The sequence below is a fragment of the Chlorobium phaeovibrioides genome (assembly GCF_003968655.1).
Lineage (GTDB): Bacteria > Bacteroidota > Chlorobiia > Chlorobiales > Chlorobiaceae > Chlorobium > Chlorobium phaeovibrioides.
In genome coordinates this window covers 79,576-100,768 of the sequence record NZ_RXYK01000001.1, presented here as the reverse complement: position 1 = coordinate 100,768, position 21,193 = coordinate 79,576, and the positions used below count along the sequence as shown (strand labels likewise).

General features: G+C 52.5%; 22 protein-coding genes. 12 read left to right on the top strand and 10 right to left on the bottom strand.

Annotation, left to right across the window (positions count from 1 at the left end; all coding sequences use genetic code 11):
- The first annotated feature begins 25 nt into the window (after positions 1-25).
- The 6 genes from folD to EKD02_RS00440 all read left to right on the top strand — a co-directional run bounded on the left by folD (position 26) and on the right by EKD02_RS00440 (position 6,296).
- Positions 26-913 (top strand): bifunctional methylenetetrahydrofolate dehydrogenase/methenyltetrahydrofolate cyclohydrolase FolD, encoded by an 888-nt coding sequence (gene folD / locus EKD02_RS00465; RefSeq protein WP_011890202.1) that lies wholly within the window; start codon positions 26-28, stop codon positions 911-913.
- A 4-nt stretch (positions 914-917) separates the two neighbouring features.
- Positions 918-2,288, top strand: coding sequence for a DNA repair protein RadA (gene radA, locus EKD02_RS00460; protein ID WP_126383268.1), 1,371 nt, complete (start codon positions 918-920; stop codon positions 2,286-2,288).
- Between the two features lie 83 nt (positions 2,289-2,371).
- Entirely contained in the window at positions 2,372-2,713 is a 342-nt protein-coding gene (locus EKD02_RS00455) for a phage holin family protein (RefSeq protein ID WP_011890204.1), read from the top strand.
- A 33-nt stretch (positions 2,714-2,746) separates the two neighbouring features.
- On the top strand, positions 2,747-3,703 hold the full coding sequence (locus tag EKD02_RS00450) for a zinc-dependent alcohol dehydrogenase (RefSeq protein WP_011890205.1): 957 nt from the start codon (positions 2,747-2,749) through the stop codon (positions 3,701-3,703).
- Positions 3,704-3,716: 13 nt separating this feature from the next.
- The gene (locus EKD02_RS00445; protein ID WP_011890206.1) at positions 3,717-5,258 is read left to right on the top strand and encodes an ABC transporter ATP-binding protein; all 1,542 of its coding nucleotides are present in this window, start codon (positions 3,717-3,719) and stop codon (positions 5,256-5,258) included.
- A gap of 12 nt (positions 5,259-5,270) precedes the next feature.
- Entirely contained in the window at positions 5,271-6,296 is a 1,026-nt protein-coding gene (locus tag EKD02_RS00440) for an ABC transporter permease (protein WP_011890207.1), read from the top strand.
- A gap of 26 nt (positions 6,297-6,322) precedes the next feature.
- Here the strand turns inward: EKD02_RS00440 and EKD02_RS00435 are convergent, their stop codons facing one another.
- Entirely contained in the window at positions 6,323-8,197 is a 1,875-nt protein-coding gene (locus EKD02_RS00435) for a chloride channel protein (protein WP_126383266.1), read from the bottom strand.
- 202 nt (positions 8,198-8,399) lie between these two features.
- On the opposite strand from EKD02_RS00435, the gene EKD02_RS00430 reads away from it, so the two are divergent.
- Both EKD02_RS00430 and EKD02_RS00425 read left to right on the top strand, forming a co-directional pair.
- Positions 8,400-8,711, top strand: a complete 312-nt coding sequence (locus tag EKD02_RS00430; protein ID WP_011890209.1) for a DUF2934 domain-containing protein — start codon at positions 8,400-8,402, stop codon at positions 8,709-8,711.
- A gap of 89 nt (positions 8,712-8,800) precedes the next feature.
- On the top strand, positions 8,801-8,974 hold the full coding sequence (locus EKD02_RS00425; protein ID WP_011890210.1) for a hypothetical protein: 174 nt from the start codon (positions 8,801-8,803) through the stop codon (positions 8,972-8,974).
- A gap of 30 nt (positions 8,975-9,004) precedes the next feature.
- Here the strand turns inward: EKD02_RS00425 and EKD02_RS00420 are convergent, their stop codons facing one another.
- Both EKD02_RS00420 and EKD02_RS00415 read right to left on the bottom strand, forming a co-directional pair.
- Positions 9,005-9,739 (bottom strand): PASTA domain-containing protein, encoded by a 735-nt coding sequence (locus tag EKD02_RS00420; protein WP_126341451.1) that lies wholly within the window; start codon positions 9,737-9,739, stop codon positions 9,005-9,007.
- 45 nt (positions 9,740-9,784) lie between these two features.
- The gene (locus tag EKD02_RS00415) at positions 9,785-10,759 is read right to left on the bottom strand and encodes a polyprenyl synthetase family protein (RefSeq protein WP_011890212.1); all 975 of its coding nucleotides are present in this window, start codon (positions 10,757-10,759) and stop codon (positions 9,785-9,787) included.
- A 235-nt stretch (positions 10,760-10,994) separates the two neighbouring features.
- Between EKD02_RS00415 and tatC the strand changes: the two genes are divergently transcribed.
- Both tatC and EKD02_RS00405 read left to right on the top strand, forming a co-directional pair.
- Positions 10,995-11,879, top strand: coding sequence for a twin-arginine translocase subunit TatC (tatC, locus tag EKD02_RS00410; protein ID WP_011890213.1), 885 nt, complete (start codon positions 10,995-10,997; stop codon positions 11,877-11,879).
- Positions 11,876-12,904 (top strand): alpha/beta hydrolase, encoded by a 1,029-nt coding sequence (locus EKD02_RS00405; protein WP_011890214.1) that lies wholly within the window; start codon positions 11,876-11,878, stop codon positions 12,902-12,904. The genes tatC and EKD02_RS00405 overlap by 4 nt, the downstream gene beginning before the upstream one ends.
- Here EKD02_RS00405 and coaE read toward each other — a convergent pair.
- Both coaE and EKD02_RS00395 read right to left on the bottom strand, forming a co-directional pair.
- Positions 12,887-13,537 (bottom strand): dephospho-CoA kinase, encoded by a 651-nt coding sequence (coaE, locus tag EKD02_RS00400; RefSeq protein WP_126341450.1) that lies wholly within the window; start codon positions 13,535-13,537, stop codon positions 12,887-12,889. The two genes, EKD02_RS00405 and coaE, sit on opposite strands and share 18 nt — an antisense overlap.
- Positions 13,534-13,920: a hypothetical protein gene (locus tag EKD02_RS00395; protein WP_011890216.1), complete on the bottom strand. Its 387-nt coding sequence runs from the start codon at positions 13,918-13,920 to the stop codon at positions 13,534-13,536. The genes coaE and EKD02_RS00395 overlap by 4 nt, the downstream gene beginning before the upstream one ends.
- 108 nt (positions 13,921-14,028) lie before the next feature.
- Between EKD02_RS00395 and EKD02_RS00390 the strand changes: the two genes are divergently transcribed.
- Complete coding sequence (locus EKD02_RS00390) at positions 14,029-14,634, top strand: superoxide dismutase (protein WP_126341449.1); 606 nt, start codon at positions 14,029-14,031, stop codon at positions 14,632-14,634.
- 130 nt (positions 14,635-14,764) lie between these two features.
- On the opposite strand, the gene EKD02_RS00385 is transcribed toward EKD02_RS00390, so the two are convergent.
- On the bottom strand, positions 14,765-15,619 hold the full coding sequence (locus tag EKD02_RS00385) for a DUF4292 domain-containing protein (RefSeq protein WP_011890218.1): 855 nt from the start codon (positions 15,617-15,619) through the stop codon (positions 14,765-14,767).
- 102 nt (positions 15,620-15,721) lie between these two features.
- On the opposite strand from EKD02_RS00385, the gene EKD02_RS00380 reads away from it, so the two are divergent.
- Positions 15,722-16,903, top strand: a complete 1,182-nt coding sequence (locus EKD02_RS00380; protein WP_126383264.1) for a class I SAM-dependent rRNA methyltransferase — start codon at positions 15,722-15,724, stop codon at positions 16,901-16,903.
- Positions 16,904-16,993: 90 nt separating this feature from the next.
- Here the strand turns inward: EKD02_RS00380 and EKD02_RS00375 are convergent, their stop codons facing one another.
- From EKD02_RS00375 to EKD02_RS00360, 4 genes are all read right to left on the bottom strand, one after another.
- On the bottom strand, positions 16,994-17,572 hold the full coding sequence (locus tag EKD02_RS00375; RefSeq protein ID WP_011890220.1) for a 5' nucleotidase, NT5C type: 579 nt from the start codon (positions 17,570-17,572) through the stop codon (positions 16,994-16,996).
- 11 nt (positions 17,573-17,583) lie between these two features.
- A complete protein-coding gene (trxA, locus tag EKD02_RS00370; RefSeq protein ID WP_126341447.1) occupies positions 17,584-18,390 on the bottom strand; it encodes a thioredoxin in 807 nt (268 codons plus the stop codon).
- A 184-nt stretch (positions 18,391-18,574) separates the two neighbouring features.
- Positions 18,575-20,287: an ATP-binding protein gene (locus EKD02_RS00365; protein ID WP_126383262.1), complete on the bottom strand. Its 1,713-nt coding sequence runs from the start codon at positions 20,285-20,287 to the stop codon at positions 18,575-18,577.
- A gap of 153 nt (positions 20,288-20,440) precedes the next feature.
- Positions 20,441-21,124: a helix-turn-helix transcriptional regulator gene (locus tag EKD02_RS00360; protein ID WP_244924372.1), complete on the bottom strand. Its 684-nt coding sequence runs from the start codon at positions 21,122-21,124 to the stop codon at positions 20,441-20,443.
- Positions 21,125-21,193 lie beyond the last annotated feature (69 nt).

Sequence of the window (21,193 nt, the reverse complement as noted above, 5' to 3'; positions counted from 1 at the left end):
TTTCACTATCAAGCCCTATTGAACCATGCTGATCATTGACGGAAAGAAAGTCTCACTTGAGCTAAAAGACGAACTGAAAGCAAGCGTTGACCGCTACCGCGAAACAACAGGAAAAGTCCCCGGACTGACAGTCATCATCGTTGGCGAGGATCCTGCGTCGCAGGTTTATGTACGCAATAAAGCAAAAACATGCAAAGAGATCGGCATGAACTCCTCAGTAATTACAATGCCGGCCGACACGCCAGAAGAGCATCTGCTCGACACAATCGCCTCCCTGAACCTTGACCCTGCCGTCCACGGCATTCTTGTGCAGCAGCCGCTGCCAGAACAGATCGATGAATTCGCCGTCACGCTGGCCATTGATCCCCAGAAGGATGTGGACGGATTCCATCCCGAAAACCTCGGCCGTCTCGTCATGGGTCACCTTGACAAATGCTTTGTCAGCTGCACCCCCTATGGCATTCTTGAACTGCTCGGCCGCTACGGCATTGAAACCAGCGGCAAGCACTGTGTGGTGGTCGGCCGCAGCAACATTGTGGGCAAGCCGATGGCCAACCTCATGCTCCAGAAACTCAAAAGGTCGAACTGTACTGTTACCATCTGCCATTCCGCCACACAAGACATAGCCTCCTACACCCGTCAGGCCGATATTCTCATTGCCGCCATAGGCCGTGCGAAGTTCATCACACCAGATATGGTGAAAGAGGGTGCTGTAGTCATTGATGTGGGCATCAACCGGATTGACGATCCTACAACCAAAAGCGGCACCCGCCTTGTCGGCGATGTCGACTACGAGGGAGTTTCGGCGCTGGCATCGGCAATGACTCCGGTTCCCGGCGGCGTAGGCCCCATGACCATTGCCATGCTGCTGAAAAACACGCTTCACTCATTCGAACGCACACACAACCTCTGAGCGGGTGGCAAAACAGACCATAAAATATGTCTGTTCCCAGTGCGGAGCCGTCTCCCTGAAATATCAGGGGAAATGCTTTGAATGCCAGAGCTGGGGAACGCTTGAGGAGACCAGAATCCTGCCGGAACCAAAAAACCGGAAAGAGGGGGCCGTAGCGTTTCCCGGAACGGCCCCTGTCAGGCTGCATGAGGCACTCCCCAGTGAAGGCCATCGTCACATGACCGGCATAGGAGAACTTGACCGGGTGCTTGGAGGCGGCCTGATGAAGGCATCTGCCATTCTGGTAGGAGGAGAACCGGGCATCGGCAAATCAACCCTCATGCTGCATCTTGCCGCCTGCCTCAGCCCGGCAAAGATTCTTTACATTTCAGGAGAGGAGTCTCCAAACCAGATCCGTGAACGGGCGCAGCGGATGCAGGTGAAGGCCGACAACCTCTGGCTGGCACCCGAAACCGACCTTGAAGCAATCCTTGCTGTCATTGAAAAGGAGCAACCGGCGCTGGTCATTGTCGACTCCATCCAGACAGTCCATTCAACCCAGTACCAGAGCTCTCCGGGCACCCTCACCCAGATACGCGAATGCGCCTCACTCCTCATCAGAGCTGCAAAGCAGCAGAACTTCATCCTCTTTCTCATCGGCCACATCACCAAAGAGGGGACCCTTGCCGGACCCAAAACCCTGGAACACATGGTCGACACAGTCCTGCAGTTTGAGGGCGAAGGATATCAACGATACCGCATCATCCGGTCCGTCAAAAACCGTTATGGCTCCACCAATGAAATCGGGGTCTTCCGCATGGAGGAGAACGGACTTGAAGAGGTGTCGAACCCCAGCGAGTTTTTCATCTCCGGCAGGCAGACCGATGTGGCCGGCAACTCGATACTGGCCGCCATTGAGGGGTCGCGGGCAATCCTTGTAGAAGTTCAGGCGCTGGTCTCAAACACCAATTACTCCATGCCGCAGCGCATCAGTACAGGGTTCGACCTGAAACGCATGTCAATCATTCTTGCCGTTCTTGAAAAAAGGCTCCAGATGGAGACCTGGGGACAGGATGTGTTCGTCAAAATTGCAGGGGGGCTGAAACTGATTGAACCCGCCGCCGACCTTGCCATTGCAGCCGCCGTATCTTCAGGCCTTATGAACCGGCCGCTTGAGGCCACCGCAGCCTGCTCCGCAGAAATTGGACTCTCAGGCGAACTGAGGGCAATCAGCGACAGCGAACGAAGAATCCGCGAAGCCGCACATCTCGGGTTCAAAAGCATTGTGCTGCCCGAAGCCAATACGCGCAGCCTGAAACCCTCCCTCAAAAAGCTCCCGATACGCATTGCCGGATGCAGAACCCTCCAGGAAGCCCTCACAGAACTTGGCATATAACACCAAAGGTTTCGTACATTTCAATGCAGGGCCGGAGCACAACCAGATGCTCCGCTTTATCAAAAGGGTAAACAGGGACTCCGATGGGACACATTCTTCTTCTCTGGCTCGTCAACGCCGCAGCGGTCTATCTCACAGCACAGATACTGACCGGCATCAACATCTCCAGTTTTGGCGCAGCGCTCGCTGTAGCTCTTGTTCTCGGCCTCATCAACGCTATTGTCAAGCCGCTCTTCATCCTCTTTTCCATTCCGGTCATTCTGCTCTCGCTCGGCCTTTTTCTGCTTGTCATCAATGCCCTCCTTCTTCAGCTCTCCGCAGCGCTCGTTGACGGATTCACCATTGAGGGCTTCTGGTGGGCTGTTGCCGGCTCCATCTGCATCAGCACCATTTCATGGATACTTTCAAGCCTGCTTCCCGGCTGAAGCGCAATACATTCATACTGAAAACAATCAACCATGCAGGAGACAGCAAAAGCACTTGTACTGCAGAAAGCCAACAAACTCAAACTGCAGCACGCAACCTATGAAGCTTCCTCTCCGGAAGCCGTTGTTGTAAAAACCATAGCTACTACCATCACTCCCGGCCTCGACCGTCTTCTCCTCACCAACAAACCGGTATCGAGCAGGGTGCTCAACTACCCCATCATGCCAGGCAGTGAAGCAATCGGGCAGGTGGTTTCCAAAGGATCAGCTGTAACAGACCTCGAGCCCGGCGACTTCGTCTATGCCTTCAAAGGCGACTGCTGGACGGGAGTCGAGCCCTACTACGGATGCCATGCGGAAATCATTCCAACCTCAAGAAAAAACCTGCTCCCTCTCCGCCGCCAATCCACCCATCGCGATCTACTTATCGGACTTGCAGGATATGCAATAAGCGGAATAGACAAAACCTCCCTCAACTCATCATCCAGAGTCCTTGTACTCGGACTCGGCTCCGTTGGGCTGATGGTCACGGAATACCTCCGCCGGCTGGGCGTCACCCGCATTGACGCCGTTGAGACCTTCGGCATCAGGGGTCAGCTCTCCCATGCCGAGAACATTGCCCTTGACATAGAGGATTTTGACGAAGGGTTCAACAGCAGCTATGACCTTATTGTTGAAACAACCGGAAGAATCCTGCTCCTTGAAAAAGCGGCCCGGCTGATGAAACAGGGGGCCGGAATTCTCCTGATGGGCAGTTATGAGGTTCTCGCCTACGACTACCGCCTGCTCCAGCATAAAGAGCCGGTCATCATCTGCTCCAGTGTCACTTCGCATGCACATCTTGAAAAAGCCGCAAAGGAGCTTGAAGAAGAGCGGATCGAGAGTGAAAAGTTTTTCACCGACATCTTCCCCGTTGCCGAATATGAACGCGCATACCGCAAAGCCCTCGACAGCAAGGAGAGCATCAAAACCGTCATGATCTGGCTCTGAGGAAAGGCTAACAATGGCAGCAGCAGTAAAGATTCAGAACATCACCAGAAAATTCGGCACCCTCACGGCCGTTCGAAATGTCAGCCTCACCATTGAAAAGGGGACTGTTCATGCCATTGTGGGTGAAAACGGCGCAGGCAAAAGCACACTCACCAACATCATCTCCGGCATGCTTCCCCCCACCGGCGGGGAGCTGATCATCAGAGGAAAACCAGTACGCTTCACCTCCCCAAAAGATGCTGCAGAAGAGGGCATCGGGATGGTTCACCAGCACTTCATGCTTGCAGGGGAACTGAGGGTTGCCGAAAACATCATGCTCGGCTATGAAGAGTGCAGACTCTTCAGTCCGCTGAACAGAAAGGCTGTCAACAACCGCATACGGGAGTGCGCCGAAAAGTACTCTCTTGCCCTCAATCCCGATGCCAGAGTCAGCAATCTCAGCGTAGGAGAGGCCCAGCGTGTTGAAATCATGAAGCTGCTTCTGCGCAATGCCTCAATCATGATTCTTGACGAACCGACCGCCGTACTCACCCCCATGGAGAGCACAAAACTCTTCACCACGCTACGCACGCTCGCCGAAAACGGCCACACCGTTCTCTTCATCAGCCACAAACTTGACGAAGTGCTCTCCTTTGCCGACACCATCAGCGTCATGCGCAAAGGAGAAATTGTCTGCACCATGCCGGCCGCAGGAGCAACAAAAGAACAGCTGGCCGGGAGGATGGTGGAACGGGGCGTGCTCCTCAGTGTTGACAATCCGCCCGCCACCCCCGGAGCTGAGCGGTTGCGGGTAAGCAACCTGTGCCTTGCCGACACGAGAGGGGCCCAGAAACTCCGCAACCTCTCCCTCTCCATCAAGGCGGGAGAGATTTACGGCATCGCCGGTGTTGAGGGCAACGGACAGAGCGAACTCCTGCAGGCACTTTCAGGAATGCTGCAAGGGCAGAAAGGCATCAAAGGCTCAATACAGCTTGAAGGCCGCTCACTCCTGGAGCTCTCACCCCGACAGATTACCGACTGCGGGGTTGGCGCAGTCCCCCAAAACCGTCACACCGAAGCCGTCATCACCTCCTTCAGCGTGACCGACAACCTCATCTTCGGGCGGCACCGTGAACCCTCTCTCCATAGAGGCGCAGGATTCAGCCATAAAGCACTGCAGCAGCTTGAAAGCCGTCTCATACCCGACTACGGCGTCCTGTGCCAGAACCCGGCAAAGCAACAACTCGGTGCTCTATCAGGAGGGAACCAGCAGAAAGTGGTCGTTGCACGCGAAATGACCCGCCCCGACCTCAAGCTGCTGATACTGGCACAGCCAACGCGCGGTGTTGATATCGGGGCTATTGAAACCATTCACCGCAAAATAATCGAGGCGCGCAGCCGGGGAGTGGCAATTCTGCTCATCTCAGCGGAACTCGAAGAGCTCATCACCCTGTCCACCCGAATCGGATGCATCTACAATGGCGCCATTTCCCATGAATTCACCGCAAAGGAGTGCGAGCTGAAGCGGCTTGAGGGAGTGGCATTCCAGAAAGAGATCGGTCTTTACATCACCTGAAAGAACAGGACCATGAACCATCCCCTTCAGCGGGCGCTTGTCCCCACCCTCTCCATCCTGCTGGCAATCCTGCTCAATGCCGCCATCATCAGCGCAACGGGAACAGATCCCCTCATGGTGGCCGAACGCATTGTGCGCTCAACCCTCGGTTCCCCCTACGGCACAGGGCAGGTCCTCTTCAAGGCAACCACGCTGCTCTTCTCGGCGCTTGCTGTCGCCATACCCTTTCACCTCAGACTCTTCAACATCGGAGCTGAAGGGCAGCTCCAGGTTGGAGCCATTGCCGCAGCCATCTCTGCAGCATCACTCCCCCCAAGTCTGACACCCTGGGCAGCCATACCACTCGCAGTACTCGCTGCAATGACTGCAGGGGCAGGATGGGCGTCAATTGCCGCAATCCTCAAAATCCGATTCAGGGTAAACGAAGTCATCTCAACCATCATGCTGAACTTCATAGCCCAGGGGGTAAGCGGATACCTCCTTTTCAACCACTTCGCACTTCCCTCCACCGCACACAGTGCGCCTATTGCCGAAAATGCCCGGATTGCCTCTTTCTCCGAGCTCTATGGATGGTTCCCTTCATCCCCGGCAAATCCCTCTCTCTATGCCGCAATAGCGCTATCACTCGGCTTCTGGGCCCTCCTCTACAGAACCCGACACGGATTTGAGATGAGGGCATCGGGGCTTCAGCCCCTTGCGGCAAAGAGGGCGGGCATAAACCCGGCGCGGCACACACTTCTTGCAATGGCAATGGGTGGCGCTTCAGCCGGCCTTGGAGCCGCTAATCTGGTACTTGGCTACAAAGGATATTATGAAGCAGGAATGACTGCCGGTGCCGGCTTTTCAGGGATTGCCACAGCACTGCTCGCAGCAGCCCATCCTCTCTGGATCATGGGCTCAGCGCTCTTCATGGGGCTGCTTGACTATGGAGGACTCGCAGTCAACTCTCTTGTGCCCAAAGAGATCTTTCAGGTCATGACAGCCGTCACCATCCTGCTCGTCATTTCAGCAACTGCACTCAACCGTCGGAACAGCTGAACAGAACCATCATTGAACTGCGCCAGTCAGAGAGGACGGGCAGGCTCGACCGTATCGGAACCATAGAGGTTCATCTGCTTGCGATAATAGGAAAAGGCCTCCTCCTGCCGGACAATGCCGAGCAGTTTACCCGACCGTTTTGAAATCACCGGGAGCACATTGGTATAATCGGCAACCTCAAAGAATTTAAGAGCCTCATCAAGCTTCGATGAATCATAGAGCACCGGCACCTCTTTTTTGACCACATCTTCAGCTATCAAACCCGCAAAAGTACCGTCACGAAGCAGAATGCTCATTTCCTCAAGGCGAATCATCCCTACAAACTGGTTCTCTTCATTGGTCACAAGAAAGTTCGACTCCGGAGTATTGTGAAAAACCTCAAGCACCTTCTCAACCCGGGTCACATCCATGAATTTGATGAAGTCAGTACGCATCACATCAAGCACGCTGATATTCTCAGCAACTGAAAGGGCAATACCGTATCCTACCCGTACCCCCTCCTTTTCAAGCACATAGGTCTCCATGGAATGGCGGTAGGCAACTCTGGCAACAAGCGTTGATGTAACAGCCGCAAACATGATGGGAAGCACAATTTCATACTGACCGGTCACTTCAAAAAGAATAAGAATGACCGTCAACGGCGCCCTCATGATACCGGCCGTCAGCGCCCCCATCCCTACAAGAGCATAAGCGCCTGAAGCGGCAGTCATTCCCGGCAGAATCATGTTCACCACCTTGCCGAACATACCGCCAAGCATGGCGCCCATTTTCATGGCCGGAGCAAACATGCCGCCCGAACCGCCCGAACCAACACTGAGCCCTGCAACAACAGGCTTGAGCAGATAGACGCTTATCATTCCGGTCCATGTTTCCTCGCCCCTGAGCGCACTGTCAACAACACTGTAACTGTAACCATACAGTCCGGGGAGCCACATGCAGATCAATCCGCAAAGAAGCCCGCCGATAGCGGGAAGCATCCAGACAGGAATGTTATAGCGTTTCTCAATACGAAGAAACCACTCTTCTATGGCATAGTAGGTTTTGATGAACAGCACTGCTGAAAGACCGGCAAGCACGCCAAGAATGAAATAGAACAGCAGCTCAATGTTGGAAACAAGCGTGTAGGGAGAGACCTGAAAAGTGGGAGAGCTTCCGAGAAAACTTCTCGAAAGCACCGTACCGACAACAGCAGCCACAACGATGGGGCTGAAAGTCTTGACACTGAAATCACCAAGAATCACCTCAATGGCAAACATGACACCGCCAATAGGGGCATTGAACACAGCCGCAAGGCCTGCTGCCGCACCGCATCCAAGAAGAGTACGGGTTCTGTCAGGAGAGAACTTCAACAGCTGCCCGACCGTTGAACCGATTGCAGCTCCAACCTGAAGGATGGGAGCCTCCCTGCCGCCACCGCCACCCGTCCCGATGCTCATGACCGAAGTGACTGTTTTATGGAACCAGTGGCTTTTTTTGATGGTCCCGTTGTTCTGGGCAACAGCCTTGATGACCGAAGCCAAACCATGACCGGGACGGGTTTTCACCACATACGCGTTGTAGAGTCCTACAAAAAGACCACCAAGAGCGGGAATAAGTGCAAGAATGATATAGCGGTAAGGGCTTGTCAGAAGATCGGCGCCACCAAAAAGAAATGAACTGAACAGAAGAATGGCGTCATGAAACATGACCGCCAGATATCCGGTGGTAAGACCCACAAAGATCGCAATGAAAAGAAACGGGAAATCCTGATTGAGGTTCAGCTGAACAAGAAGCGCGTCGAGGGAGAGCCGGAAGACTGTGCGATGGTTGCCCTTCAGGTAGCGGCTTTTGCGGAGAACGGCATAGAAAAAGACCCGTAAGTTTCTTTTCCAGTTTCTCTTGCCGTTTTTATGTTCCTTCATGTGAGCCGACTGACCTGTTTAATAACGCCCGTTGGAAAAATTGCAACATAACCGGCGCTTACACACATCGGGCGCGACTGAAGGGGCATAAAAAAATACTCTTCTCAATGTCCTTATACAAGATTCTTTCGTATCTTCAGAAAAATAATAATTGACCTAAAGGTTTCATTATATCTCATCAACAACAAGCGAACACCCAGTCATGGCCAAAAAAGCTGAAGACAAAACTGTCGCCCCCAAGGTGACAGCAAAAAAAACCGCAGCAAAACCTGCCACCAAAGCAGCAGCAAAACCAGCTGCCAAAAAAGCCGCACCTGCAAAGAAAACTGCAGCGGCAAAAACTCCTGCAAAAAAAACCACAACGGCAAAAAAGAAAGCTGCCAAGCCGGTATCACCCGAAGAACGAATGGAACAGATCCGGATTTCAGCATATTACCGGTGGGAGAACAAAGGCCGTCAGGATCAGTCGCATCTTGATGACTGGATTGAAGCCGAAGATGCCCTGACCGACTGAAAGGCAACCTGACGCACTGCTGAACAAAATGGCCATTCCCTTATGAATGGCCATTTCCCATTGGAACAGAAAGACCCTCTCAGACAATCATGACAGGAAATATCTTCACGAACATCTTCAGCTCAATCCAGCTGCTCTTTGCAGGTCTCTGGTTTGTCGTCCGCATCATTCTTGAATACTTCGGCTTCATCAGCGACGGCAATGACCGCACGACCGGAATAAAGGATATCAGGGATGAGTACAAAAAAGCCAACTATAAATAACCGGCAATCCGGCAACCCCCGGGACGCCCATCAGTCTCCGGTCACAACCGTCAGGTCAATTTTCTGGCCAGGCGAAACATATGCACTGACAGAAGGCTTCTGACTGATGACGGTATTGGGAACCAGAATGGCCGAATACTCCCGTCTCACTCTTCCCCGCTCCAGACCTGCACCGGCAATAATCCGTTCAGCCTGTGAGAGCGACATGCCAAGCACATCAGGCACAATGACTTTACGAACCCCCTCATCCGACTCCTCATACAGCCCGACAATAACTGAAATACCGGCTCCGGGTTTTACAGGTACTCCCGCCGGCACAGACTGTGAAAGGACCCGCCCATCCTCATCACTGTTGTACACGGTAGTGATCTGTATATCTTCAACAAGCAGATCCAATCGCTTGAGAGCCTGACGCGCCTCCACTTCAGGGCGCCCTATAAGGTCCGGCATGGGATATGTCGGTTTTTCCCTCCTGTTCACAACGAGGGACACGCTCCTTCCAGGCTTAACCTTTGCCCCGGCTTCAGGCAACTGTGAAAGCACAACATTTGAATCCACACCGGTGAGATATTTTACATGGAATCTCTTGTCAGGGGAAAAGCCCTTGCGTTCGAGACGGTAGGCGGCATCTTCATAGAGAAGCCCGGCAACATCGGGCACAAGTGCCACACTCCCCGAGCGGACCACAAAAGGCATGAAAACCCTGTCGAAAAGACCAAGAGCCACAAGAACAACAAGAGCAATCAATCCAACTTTTTTCATCATTGTCACAGTACGGTAAGAGGTATTATCAGAATAGCTTCAACAGCATCAATGCTGACGGTTCATCACAAAATCCACAAGATTCAAAAGCGCCTTCTTCGCTTCTGAGTCCCCAAACACATCAAGCGCCTCTACAGCCTCGGCCGCATAACCTTCTGCAACAGCTCCGGCATAGTCCAACCCACCCATTCGACGCACAAAATCCATCACTTCGCCCCTGAGCTGCGAACGCTTCCGGGAGTTTTTAAGAATGGAGCGGACCCTTCTCTGCTCGGCAGGTGACGCTTTGGAAAGTGCGTGGATAAGGGGGAGAGTTATTTTCCTGTCACGGATATCAATTCCCATCTCCTTGCCGGTCTTTCGGGAATCACCCGTATAGTCGAGCGTATCATCACGAATCTGAAACGCAAGTCCCAGACTCTCTCCATACTTTTTCATTGCAGCTATCTTCACCTCATCTTCAGTTGCGCTCTCTGCCCCCATGGCGCATGATGAAGCAATAAGGGAAGCGGTCTTGTCGGAAATGACACGGATATAGTCCTCTTCGGAAATATCAAGGCTTCGGGTTTTCTGTATCTGCAGAATCTCACCCTCGCTCATCCGCCTGACCGCATCTGAAACAATGTGAAGAAATCCGTAATCTTTGGACTCAAGCGAATAGAGAAGGCCTTTTGAGAGAAGATAATCCCCGATGAGCACGGAAATCTTGTTCTTCCAGATAGCATTGATTGAGGCAATCCCCCTGCGCATCTCGGCACCATCCACCACATCATCATGAATCAGGGTAGCCGAATGGAGAAGTTCAACCATGATTGCTCCCCGGTAGCTTGATTCCCGGATACCGCCGGCAACCGATGCCGAAAGAAGCACCATGACAGGACGGATCTGCTTCCCCTGCTGGCGAAGCACATAACGGGTAACCTTGTCGACCAGCGAATTCTGATTGCGAAGCAGCTCCCGGTACTTCTGACGGAACAGAACAAGCTCTTCTGCAACGGGGGCGGTTACATCATTGATATTCAACAGATCGGGGTGCTAAAGGGTGAACAAAACTGCCATGCGGGCATGACATAAGAATACATTTCCATGATTACCAAAATAGGATAAAACTCACAAGCAAAAAACAGCATCCTTTTGGTCCCTCTCTCATCAGGAGGAACATTTTCTTGCCTGCCAGCATCTTTGTTGCTATGTTTTATGATACAACGCTTTACAGCGTATCAACTCAGCAGGCCATACTTCCACACCTCATCCAGCAATGAATCAGGAACCAGACGAAACAACACCCCGGCCGGAAGCAGCCGGAAATTCCGGAATGACCGACACACCAAATACAGATGCTGAAAGCCACCGTGAGGAAACCCACGAACTCATGAAGCAGGAGGAGGAAGGTGAAGGTAATGAAAAAGAAGAAGAACGGAGCCTCAACTTCATAGACCATCTGGATGAAATCCGCGGCAGAATCATAAAAACGGGAATCGCCCTTGTCCTGATGGTGGCACTTTCGGCCATTTTCGCCGATTTTCTTGTTGAAGTGGTCATCATCGGGCCACTGAAAAGAAGCAGCGACACGCTGGTCCTCCAGAACCTTGTCCCCTACGGCCAGATATCGCTCTACCTGCAGGCAGTGTTCTTTACCGGCTTCATTCTCGCCTTTCCCTTCATGGCATGGCAGATCTGGCAATTTGTAGCGCCCGGCCTCCACGAACACGAACGACAGGCGGGCCGCTTCTCCATTCTCTTCATCTCGCTTTCGTTCTTCACCGGCATAGCATTCGGATATTTTGTCTTTCTGCCCGTCTCCCTCCAGTTCTTTGCAGGGTTCGGCTCCACACTCATTGAAAACAACATCTCCGTTCAGGACTACACCAGTTTCTTCATTGGTGCCCTCTTGACAGCCGGAATGGTGTTCGAGCTCCCCTTCATCTCCTACATTCTTTCAAAAATCGGGCTCCTCACCCCTGCATTCATGCGTTTCTACCGCAAACATGCAATCGTCTTCCTGCTGATAGTGGCCGCACTTGTCACCCCCTCAACCGATCTTGTCACACAGCTCGTCATCGGCATTCCCATGATACTTCTCTATGAAGCAAGCATCCTGATATCAGCACATGTCAACCGGAAAAACGAAGCCCTGAAATGAAATCCCCCGCAAAGCCACTCAAGCCGAACATGACAACCATTCCCATACCGGGACGCACACTTGAGGGCAACCCGCTCGGAGACCCTACAGAACGCGATCTGATCGTTTACCTGCCGCCCTCTTACGATGGGCAGCGGCGGTTTCCCGTCATCTATCTTCTTTCGGGATTTGCCTCAACCGGCCACAGTTTCATGAACTACAATTTTGGAAGGCCGACCGTGGCGGAAATGGCTGAAGCCCTTATCAGAGAAGGGAGAATGGCAGAAACCATCATCGTCATGCCCGACTGCATGACGCGGTACGGCGGATCGCAATATGTGGACTCAGCCGGAACGGGCAACTATGAACGGTATCTCACCCGGGAGATTGTCCCCTGTGTGGATGCGGCACTCCGCACCATTCCCGAACGCCCTCACCGCGCAATTGCAGGAAAATCCTCCGGCGGGTTCGGAGCCCTGCGGCTTGCAATGAAACACCCCGATCTCTTCGGAGCCGCCGCAAGCCACAGCGGCGACTTGGCCTTCGACCTCTGCTACCGGCCGAACTTTGCCGCCGCCGCACGCATTCTTGAAAAACACAACGGCAGCCTCACCAACTTTTTCACCCGCTATGAAACCGCACTTAAACCCCCGTCGGGAGAATTTCCCCTTCTCGACATGCTTGCCATGTCTGCCGCCTATTCTCCCGACCCGCTCCGTCAACCACCCGAAAACATCCGCCTCCCCTTCAACCCCCTGACCTGCGAAACCGACAGTGAGGTCTGGAACCAATGGCTCAGTTTTGATCCGGTGGAAATGGTTGAACAAGAGAACTTCCGTGAGGCGCTCCGCTCTCTGAGCCTGCTCTTTGTGGACTGCGGAACATTGGACGAATACAACCTGCAGTTCGGCCTCAGGATCTTCTGCCGAAAACTCTCCCAGCACAATATCGAACACCGTCACGAAGAGTTCCCCGACTCGCACGGCAGCACATCATACCGCTACAGCGTCTCACTTCCCGCACTTGCCTCAGCGATTGCCGGCTGAATGTTTTTCGGCGGCATCTTTGAGAACGGAAATAAGTTCAGTGGCGGCATGTTTCAGCTCATCCTTTCCGCCGTTGTTCCAGAGCACATAATCCGACTTCTTGATCAGCAGTTCCTGAGGCCATTGCATCGCCATACGCTTTTTAATGTCGGCAACGGAAATCCTTCCCCTGGCTGAAGCCCTTTTCAGGCGAATATCCTCATCAGCCGCAACAACAACAATGAAATCCATATCCGAAGAGCGTTCCGACTCAAAAAGAATGGCCGCTTCAAGAATCACAATTCCTTTCCCCCGACTCCGGGCATCCTGAACAAAACGCATGAACTCAGCGCGAACTTCGGGATGAATGAGACTGTTGAGCGCACCAAGCTTCGCCGGATAGGAGAACACCTCGGCAGCGACCCGTTTCCTGTCAAGCACAAGTGCTCCCGATTCATTTGTGGAATAGATATCCTTGCCGAAAAGAGACGCCATGCCCTCAATCACCCCGGCATTGGTTACCTGCAGCTCTTTGGCCACCCTATCAGCTTCAAACACCTCACAGCCACTCCGGGCAAGAAAACTGCAGAGTGTCGACTTGCCGCTTCCAATACCTCCGGTAACGCCAACAAGAAAAGGGGCGGGAGAGGTCATTGCGGAGGGTTCTGCCTGTTATGGATATTGTCACGAACCCTGACAAGAACCATTTGCCAAAGCATTGGATCGGCCTGATAGGCTTCACTTTTTTTGATCAGCAGCTCAACACTGATATCATGACGGGAAAGAAGAGAAGAAAGAGTACCGGAATCAAGATCTGCCTTGAGCTCCTCGCCAGTTCTGGCTGAAACCCCGGAAAAAAGCAGATAATCGCTATAGAATTCGGCAAAACGGATATCATCACCATCAAGCTCCTGCGCCTTTTTCTCTGCGCATCCGGTGAGGAGCGGAAAGAGGAAAAGAGCAAGAATGATAACGAAGAGGCTCCTGTAGGGTTTCATGACAGCTGCAATCTGGTTATACTCTGAAAAACGGTCCATTCAGCGCATCCCTGAAAAATTTCATGGCACAGGTGAAACTAAATTGACCGCTCACAAGTTTATGGGTAGACAATTTCACTATTTAAACGCAAATCACAAAAGACTATTATGGCATATCAGCAACCCGCACTTCCCTGGGCCGAAAATGCGCTTGAACCGCACATCTCCGCAAAAACTCTTGGATTCCATTACGGAAAGCACCATGCGGCATATGTCACCAACTTCAACAACCTTGTAGGTGGCACACCAATGGACCTCATGAGCCTTGAAGAGGTCATAGCCCAAACAGCAGGCGACAGCTCGAAAGCCGGTATTTTCAACAACGGAGCGCAGGCCTGGAACCACAGTTTTTACTGGAACTCCCTCGCACCCGCAGGCGGCGGTGTTCCCACAGGAGAACTTGGTGAAGCCATTACCAGAGACTTTGGCAGTTTTGACAAGTTCCGTGACGAACTGAAAAATGCGGCCGCAACACAGTTCGGCAGCGGTTGGGCATGGCTTGTCCTTGATGGAGAAACACTGAAGGTCGTCAAAACCGGCAATGCAGAGACCCCAATGACCAGCGGTCTGAAACCGATTCTGACCATTGATGTATGGGAACATGCCTACTATCTTGACTACCAGAACCGCAGGCCCGACTACACCGCAGCAGTCATTGAAAATCTGCTCAATTGGGAATTTGCAGCAGCCAATTACGCAAGCGCCAGGAGTTGAGACAAAAAGCCTTCAAGGCCGGAGTGGAAAAGAACCGCTCCGGCTTACAGGCAGGTCCTCAAATGCCCCGGCCATAAGGGTACACGCTCTTTATTGTCAGAAACAAATAACGAGAGGCGCACATAAGACGCTACATCCACGGCAGTGAAGCCGTCTCATCAAGACTCACAACCCTTGCCCCTTCCGGTATGGGCATTTTCATGCCACCATTCCGGGCATTGAACACCCGCTCGTCATAAGAAATAACCAACTGACTTTCACCGGGCCCCGACTTGCCGGGAAGGACAATGGAAACAGTTCTGGGCACCAGAGCCGCCCTCCCCTCCACACTGCAGCTCTCAAAATCCCTGAAATGCACCTCGCTCTGCACCCGCTCAAAAGAGTCCTCAATCATAAGCGCCCTGAGGGTGCGCGTAGCCACATCAACCACAACAACTTTGCACCCCGCACCCGAGCGGACCCGGAAAGAGACAAGCCCCTCCCCCTTTTTCACCGAAATAATATTCTCCGGAGGCTCCATAATATCAACCAGACCAAGCAGAGAACCTCCCAGAATACCCGAAGCTGCCCCAACCCCGAGAATTTTCTCAAGGTTACGGTCGTTGCTTGCCCCAATGAAATAGCGGTTGCGAAGCATGTCATGCACAGCCACTGAATCGCGGCCGATAAAAAGATCAGCCACAGGAATCCCCAGAATACCCGCGCTCACAATCATTCGCGACTCAAGACCCCGATTGACCCGTATGTTGCAGAACACCTTATGGCGCTCTTTAGGGGTGGACAGCCAGACATCTGCATAACCATCAACAGAACGGATGAAAGGAGCCGAACCCGTCACCTCCCCGTAAAGGTCGCGATACTCGGCAACAAGTGCCGCCTGATCTGCTGGCAATGGCGTTCTTGAAACGGTTCTGAAGCCTGAGCACCCCCAGCCCGAAAGCATAAGAAGCACCATGCAGAACACAAAACCCTTTTTTTTCATCATCTCATTCCTTTTGCTTACTATCTTCAGTTGCAATCACCGCATATTTTAAGTTTACTGTATTAGATTGCACCATCAAAATCATATAACCACACACCCGGCTCCATGCACGCTCTCTATCTCAAACCCAAAGAACACCGTCGTATTCAGAAAGGTCACCTCTGGGTATTCAGCAACGAACTTGAAACTGTTCCACACGACATCGCAGCCGGCGAAACCGTCCGGCTCCATACACACGACAGGAAACTGATCGGTGCAGGATTCTTCAACCCCAACTCGCTCATCTCCTTCCGTCTCCTGACAAAAGGCGAAGAGCTTCCCGACAGGGAATTCTTCCGGAAAAAGCTTCAGGAAGCCCTCACCCTGCGTCAGAAGGTATACCAATTGGACGACACAAATGCATGGCGTCTTGTGCACGGAGAGTCAGACGGCATGCCCGGGCTCATTATAGACCGCTTTGGTAAAGGAATTGTCATACAGGCATTCTCAGCCGGCATGGATCTGCATCTGCCAATGATCTCCGAACTGCTGCAGGAACTGCTTGAGCCTGAAGTCATCGTCGTACGCAACGAATCCGCACTTCGCGAACTTGAAGGCCTTCCCCTCAACAAGGCGGTAATTCATGGCACCAGAACCCAGGCTCGCCAAACCATACACGATGCCGGAATCTCCTTTGAAGTCGACCTCTTTGCAGGACAGAAAACCGGCTTTTTCCTTGACCAGAGGGAAAACCGCAGAATCATCAGAAAATTCAGCAAAGGGGCACGAGTTCTCGATGTCTTCACCAATGACGGAGGGTTCGGCCTCAACGCACTTGCTGCCGGAGCCGGCTCAGCCATTCTTGTGGACGCCTCCGAAGATGCCCTGAAACGGGCAGAACACAACGCGAAACTCAACGGATATGACAACTTCAGCCTCATAGCCGATGACGCCTTCAACATCCTGCAGCAGATGATTGACGCAAAGGAATCATTTGACCTTGTCATCCTCGATCCCCCAAGCTTCACCAAAAGCCGCAAGAATGTGCCCGGCGCCCTCAAAGCATACAGAAAGCTCAACCAGATGGGGCTTCAGCTTGTCAAAAAAGGCGGATTCCTTGCCACCGCCTCCTGCAGCCACCATGTTCCCGAAGAGGACTTTCTCCAGAGCGTCCATCAGGCCTCCCTCCTTGCAAACTGCCAGCTCAGGATGATCTACCGCAACTCCCAGCCATTCGACCATCCCGTCCTCCTCTCAATGCCAGAAACCGCCTACCTCAAATTCGCCTGTTTCTATGTAACCCGCTAAAAGAAAAGTAGGGAAAGTAGGGGACACTCATGACTGAGTGTACTAACTCACCGAGGGTGACGGCTTTGAGAGAAGGTGCACTCTGTCAGGTCAAGGACGCTGGCAGCTTTTGACAAGAGAGTATGCTTCTTCCCAGGAGGTGGCTTTTGGGCCGGGAATATGGCGGTTGGTGCTGTTTGAGAAGCAGATGGTATGAAGACCCGCCTGGCGAAGCTGCAGAATGTTTTCGGGACTGTCTTCTATGTAGATGTCAGCCCCGACCTGCGACTTTTCTTTCATGAAGCAGAGATCCCAGTAGGGAATGCCGTGGCTGTCGAGCCATTCAACGGTCTGCTGTACGGCTGAAGCGTGGAAATAGTGGATAAACAGGCGGTGGGTGATGATGCGGATACGGTACCCTTCATCAGAAAGCTGGCGAAGATACTTCCTTGCACCGGGAATGAGCGGCATTGTTCTGAACAGCTCCCTCTGCGTGACGGCGAACCGGTGGAGGCTTTCATACTGCCCCTCGCCACTGATGCCCCACTCCGTCAATCCATAGGAAACCTCGCCTGGCAGCTCATCAATGGAGCACTCAAGCCACTCTGAGGCAATCTCGCGCATACGGCCGTAAAAATCAGCGCAGACCCCGTCAAGGTCAACCCCGATAACCGTCTTGTTCTCAATCATGCGCCTCCCTCTTAAAAAGCTCTGTCAAAGGTTTTCCGGTACTTCTTCGTTATATCATGCTCTTCACCGAGGTAGCGGAAAATGGCAATGCAGGCTTTGCGTGAACCGTCGTCATCATAAGGGCGGTTCCTCTGAAGGACGCTGATGAACCCTTCAAGCGCAGCCTCAAGGTCTTCCCTCCTCAATTTTTCAACTGCATCAAGATAATCGTTTCGAACCTCATCATCAGGAAAACTGTTCGCCGGAGCGCGGAGAAGCCGGGCAAGCGTCCTGACTGTTTCTGAAAGTTCAGCATGCTCAGGCTCAGCCTCAAGCAGTTCCGCCAGCCCAAGGGCTTCCTGGGGACTGGAGAACAGTTTCAGTTTTGAGAGCAGCGCATGGACTGTGACATTTCCCTTTTCTTTCTGCATGACACCCTCCAGAACCGAAAGAGCCATGGAACGCTTCCCTTCCCGAACAAACTCATCGGCAAGGGCAATCTCTTTTGCATAGGGGCCGGGAAGGTGTCTGTTCAGCCACTCCTCCACCTGCCGCTCCGGGATAGCCCCTGAAAAAGAGTCTATCACCTCTCCGGCTGAAAACAACAGCACCATGGGAATGCTTCTGACCTGAAACCTGGAGGCAATATCAGCATGCTCTTCCGTGTTGATTTTAACCAGAGTGAACCGTCCTTCATACTTCCCGGCAAGCCTCTCAAGCACCGGAGCAAGCTGGCGACAGGGAGCACACCATTCGGCCCAGAAATCAACAAGAACCGGCCGGTCGTGGCTTAGCTCAAGAACATCACACTGAAAATCAAAAGGAAGAGAGGGGTTCATGGAAAGTGTTCTCCGGAATATATTGCAGGAAGTGTTCTATAAGGTACTATAATTTATTGATTTACGCTACAGAGCGATAGACCCGGAGGAAAAAGAAAGAAGAGGAGACGCACGCAGGATTGCGCCATTGAGCGCGATGCGCAAGAAAAAAAACAATGCCGCCATTGCAACCGCAATGGTTCCATTAACCCAGCACAGAACGAACCTTGTCTGAAAGGGCTGAGCGCGAAAACGGTTTCCCCAGAAAATGCACATCGCTGGAGCCATCGTCATCCGAAAGAATATCGGCCGCATATCCTGAGATATAGAGTGTTTTTACCCCCGACCTCTGGCTTTCAAGCAGCCGGGAGAGTTCCCTGCCGTTCATTCCCGGCATAATCATGTCTGTCAGCAGCATATGGATGGGACCCTCATACATTCCGGCAACTTCAAGAGCCTCACGGCCATCAGCGGCAGAAAGCACGAGGTACCCGAAACTCTCCAGAAACTTGCCGGTTATCCTGCGCACCGCGTCCTCATCATCAACAAGCAGAATTGTTTCACCCCGATGCCCGGTCGGCATCCGGGATGCACTTACGGCAGAGTGCTCAACAGCTCCCATCATGCGCGGAAGAAAAACCCGGAAGGTACTCCCCTTGCCGGTGGCGCTGTCAACAGTCACAAAACCGCCGCACCGCTCCACCAGTCCATTGACTGTTGAAAGGCCCAAACCGGAAGCAGACTCCTTGGTCGTAAAAAAGGGCTCAAAAACCTGCCTCATCACTTCCGCACTCATTCCCCTCCCCGTATCGGACACCTCAACAAGGACAGAATCATGAACCGTTGTTTCTCCGTGAACCCCTCCATACTCAATATCCATAGCAACATTTCGTGTTGTGATGGCAATACTGCCGCCCGAGCTCACAGCATCCATCGCATTGGAAAGAAGATGTCCCACTATTTCATCGAACTCACCTGAATCCATCAACACCGGCCAAAGGCCGGAAGCGGGGAAAAAATCAAGAGTGCTCTCACCAAGCATGCAGCACTGCTTCATCTGTACCAGTGAGCTGATCGCAAGATTACAGTCAAAAACTTCCGGTTTTGCAGTCCTCTTTCCTGCCGTTGCCAGAAGCTGCCCCGTCAGCCCCGCACAGTGCGCTACGGCAGTACGGATCTCCTCAAAACTCTGAAGCTGTTCAGTGCTGAAAGGGTGTGAAGCCATCAATAGGTCCGTCATACCCAGAATCGACTGCAGCTTGTTGTTGAAATCGTGGGCAATACCTCCGGAAATCCTGCTCACGAACTCCATTTTCGCGGCCTTCATCATCAGCAGCTGAAGCCGCTCCTTTTCAGACTCAATCCGCCTCCGCTCACTAATATCACGCGCTACGCCGATAATACCCTTAAGCTCTCCACCCGAATCACGGATGAATGTGGTCATCACCTCGGTAGGAACGACGGAACCATCCTTATGCAGCTGGTCAAACTCGCATATCTCCCAGGCCGCTGATTCATCCCCTCTCTTCAGAGCCACCAGTCGTCTGCTGATTTCAGCAACGGCAACCTCTGCAGAAGCAGGAGTCAACGCATCATAGAGTGACTGGCGGCAGATTTCCTCTGGAGTGAACCCCCTCAGCCGAAACACTGACGGGCTCGCATAGGTATAGCGATCTGCATCAAAATCATACATCCAGATAACATCGCCACTGTTTTCGGTAAGAAACCGAAAAAACGATTCGGTCCCCTCCTCGGCTATAGCACGCAGATCCAGTTCAGGCAATTCACCTGCCTGTTCTTCGCTGCTGCTTTCTGCTGAAAAATCCGAGGTTCCTGCTCTTCTCTCATAGGAGTTGAACTCGAGGTCTACAGCCATTTTCAGTGACAGAGAATCCTTGCTTTTATTACTACTGCTCATGCGTTCCGTTCCTCTGTGGAGGGGAAAGATTTCAGGGCAGTCGCCGTCATAAGACTGTTACCGGCAACTTCTTTACAGTTAATGATTTATGGGGCCCTTTTGTCGCCTGTTTTACTAAAATATATAAATCAATACTGAAAGGCAACCCGAATATCACTCCCCACTTTCCGGAAAAGAATCCTGCATATCCAGGTACACCATCCCCATCCTGACAACCTCATCCTTGATCATATTCCTCAATTCCTCGGGGCTTATGACTCTGACCCCGGCTCCGAAACGCATGACCCAGCGTTTCACACCCTCAAGTGAGCCAACATCCATGCTGAGGGTAACAGAACCGTCCCCATGCTCCTGAAAGGTCTGTGCAGAATGCCACATCCCAGTGCGGATCCATTGTGCGTGATGCGCAGAAAAGGTGATGACAACATGCGCCCTCGGAACTCCCTGCCGCTGTTCAAGCGACATGGAGAGATCAGAGTCACATGAAAAACCCCCCGAGTCAGCTACAGGGAAATACTGGAGAACTTTATGAAGCGCCCGGCCGACCTCGTCATACATCGGAGTTCCCTCATACTGAGCAAGAACCTTGTTGACAGCCATCAGCGACTCCGCCTCAAGACGACCTCTTTCTGAATCAGGAAACAGTTTCCACTCACGAAGATAGCAATACCCCCGACGCCGGCTGTCATAGGCAATGGGGGCTCCAAGCATATCCTTCATATACCGGATATCCCCCTGGATGCTCTTGGGAGACACCTCAAAATAGCGGGCTATACCGATACAGCTGGGATAAAGATTGGCTTGCAGCTGACGGTCGACATACTGCATTCTCACCATTGGCGGACGAAACTCACACATAACTGAAAACTAACCGTATATTACAGCTTAATTAAAACGAAATATACA

Coding starts and splice junctions, on each gene's coding strand:
- folD (WP_011890202.1), top strand. CDS start 26: ATGCTGATCATTGACGGAAAGAAAGTCTCACTTGAGCTAAAAGACGAA.
- EKD02_RS00455 (WP_011890204.1), top strand. CDS start 2,372: ATGGGACACATTCTTCTTCTCTGGCTCGTCAACGCCGCAGCGGTCTAT.
- EKD02_RS00450 (WP_011890205.1), top strand. CDS start 2,747: ATGCAGGAGACAGCAAAAGCACTTGTACTGCAGAAAGCCAACAAACTC.
- EKD02_RS00445 (WP_011890206.1), top strand. CDS start 3,717: ATGGCAGCAGCAGTAAAGATTCAGAACATCACCAGAAAATTCGGCACC.
- EKD02_RS00440 (WP_011890207.1), top strand. CDS start 5,271: ATGAACCATCCCCTTCAGCGGGCGCTTGTCCCCACCCTCTCCATCCTG.
- EKD02_RS00435 (WP_126383266.1), bottom strand. CDS start 8,197: ATGAAGGAACATAAAAACGGCAAGAGAAACTGGAAAAGAAACTTACGG.
- EKD02_RS00430 (WP_011890209.1), top strand. CDS start 8,400: ATGGCCAAAAAAGCTGAAGACAAAACTGTCGCCCCCAAGGTGACAGCA.
- EKD02_RS00425 (WP_011890210.1), top strand. CDS start 8,801: ATGACAGGAAATATCTTCACGAACATCTTCAGCTCAATCCAGCTGCTC.
- EKD02_RS00420 (WP_126341451.1), bottom strand. CDS start 9,739: ATGATGAAAAAAGTTGGATTGATTGCTCTTGTTGTTCTTGTGGCTCTT.
- tatC (WP_011890213.1), top strand. CDS start 10,995: ATGAATCAGGAACCAGACGAAACAACACCCCGGCCGGAAGCAGCCGGA.
- EKD02_RS00405 (WP_011890214.1), top strand. CDS start 11,876: ATGAAATCCCCCGCAAAGCCACTCAAGCCGAACATGACAACCATTCCC.
- coaE (WP_126341450.1), bottom strand. CDS start 13,537: ATGACCTCTCCCGCCCCTTTTCTTGTTGGCGTTACCGGAGGTATTGGA.
- EKD02_RS00395 (WP_011890216.1), bottom strand. CDS start 13,920: ATGGACCGTTTTTCAGAGTATAACCAGATTGCAGCTGTCATGAAACCC.
- EKD02_RS00390 (WP_126341449.1), top strand. CDS start 14,029: ATGGCATATCAGCAACCCGCACTTCCCTGGGCCGAAAATGCGCTTGAA.
- EKD02_RS00385 (WP_011890218.1), bottom strand. CDS start 15,619: ATGATGAAAAAAAAGGGTTTTGTGTTCTGCATGGTGCTTCTTATGCTT.
- EKD02_RS00380 (WP_126383264.1), top strand. CDS start 15,722: ATGCACGCTCTCTATCTCAAACCCAAAGAACACCGTCGTATTCAGAAA.
- EKD02_RS00375 (WP_011890220.1), bottom strand. CDS start 17,572: ATGATTGAGAACAAGACGGTTATCGGGGTTGACCTTGACGGGGTCTGC.
- trxA (WP_126341447.1), bottom strand. CDS start 18,390: ATGAACCCCTCTCTTCCTTTTGATTTTCAGTGTGATGTTCTTGAGCTA.
- EKD02_RS00365 (WP_126383262.1), bottom strand. CDS start 20,287: ATGAGCAGTAGTAATAAAAGCAAGGATTCTCTGTCACTGAAAATGGCT.
- EKD02_RS00360 (WP_244924372.1), bottom strand. CDS start 21,124: ATGGTGAGAATGCAGTATGTCGACCGTCAGCTGCAAGCCAATCTTTAT.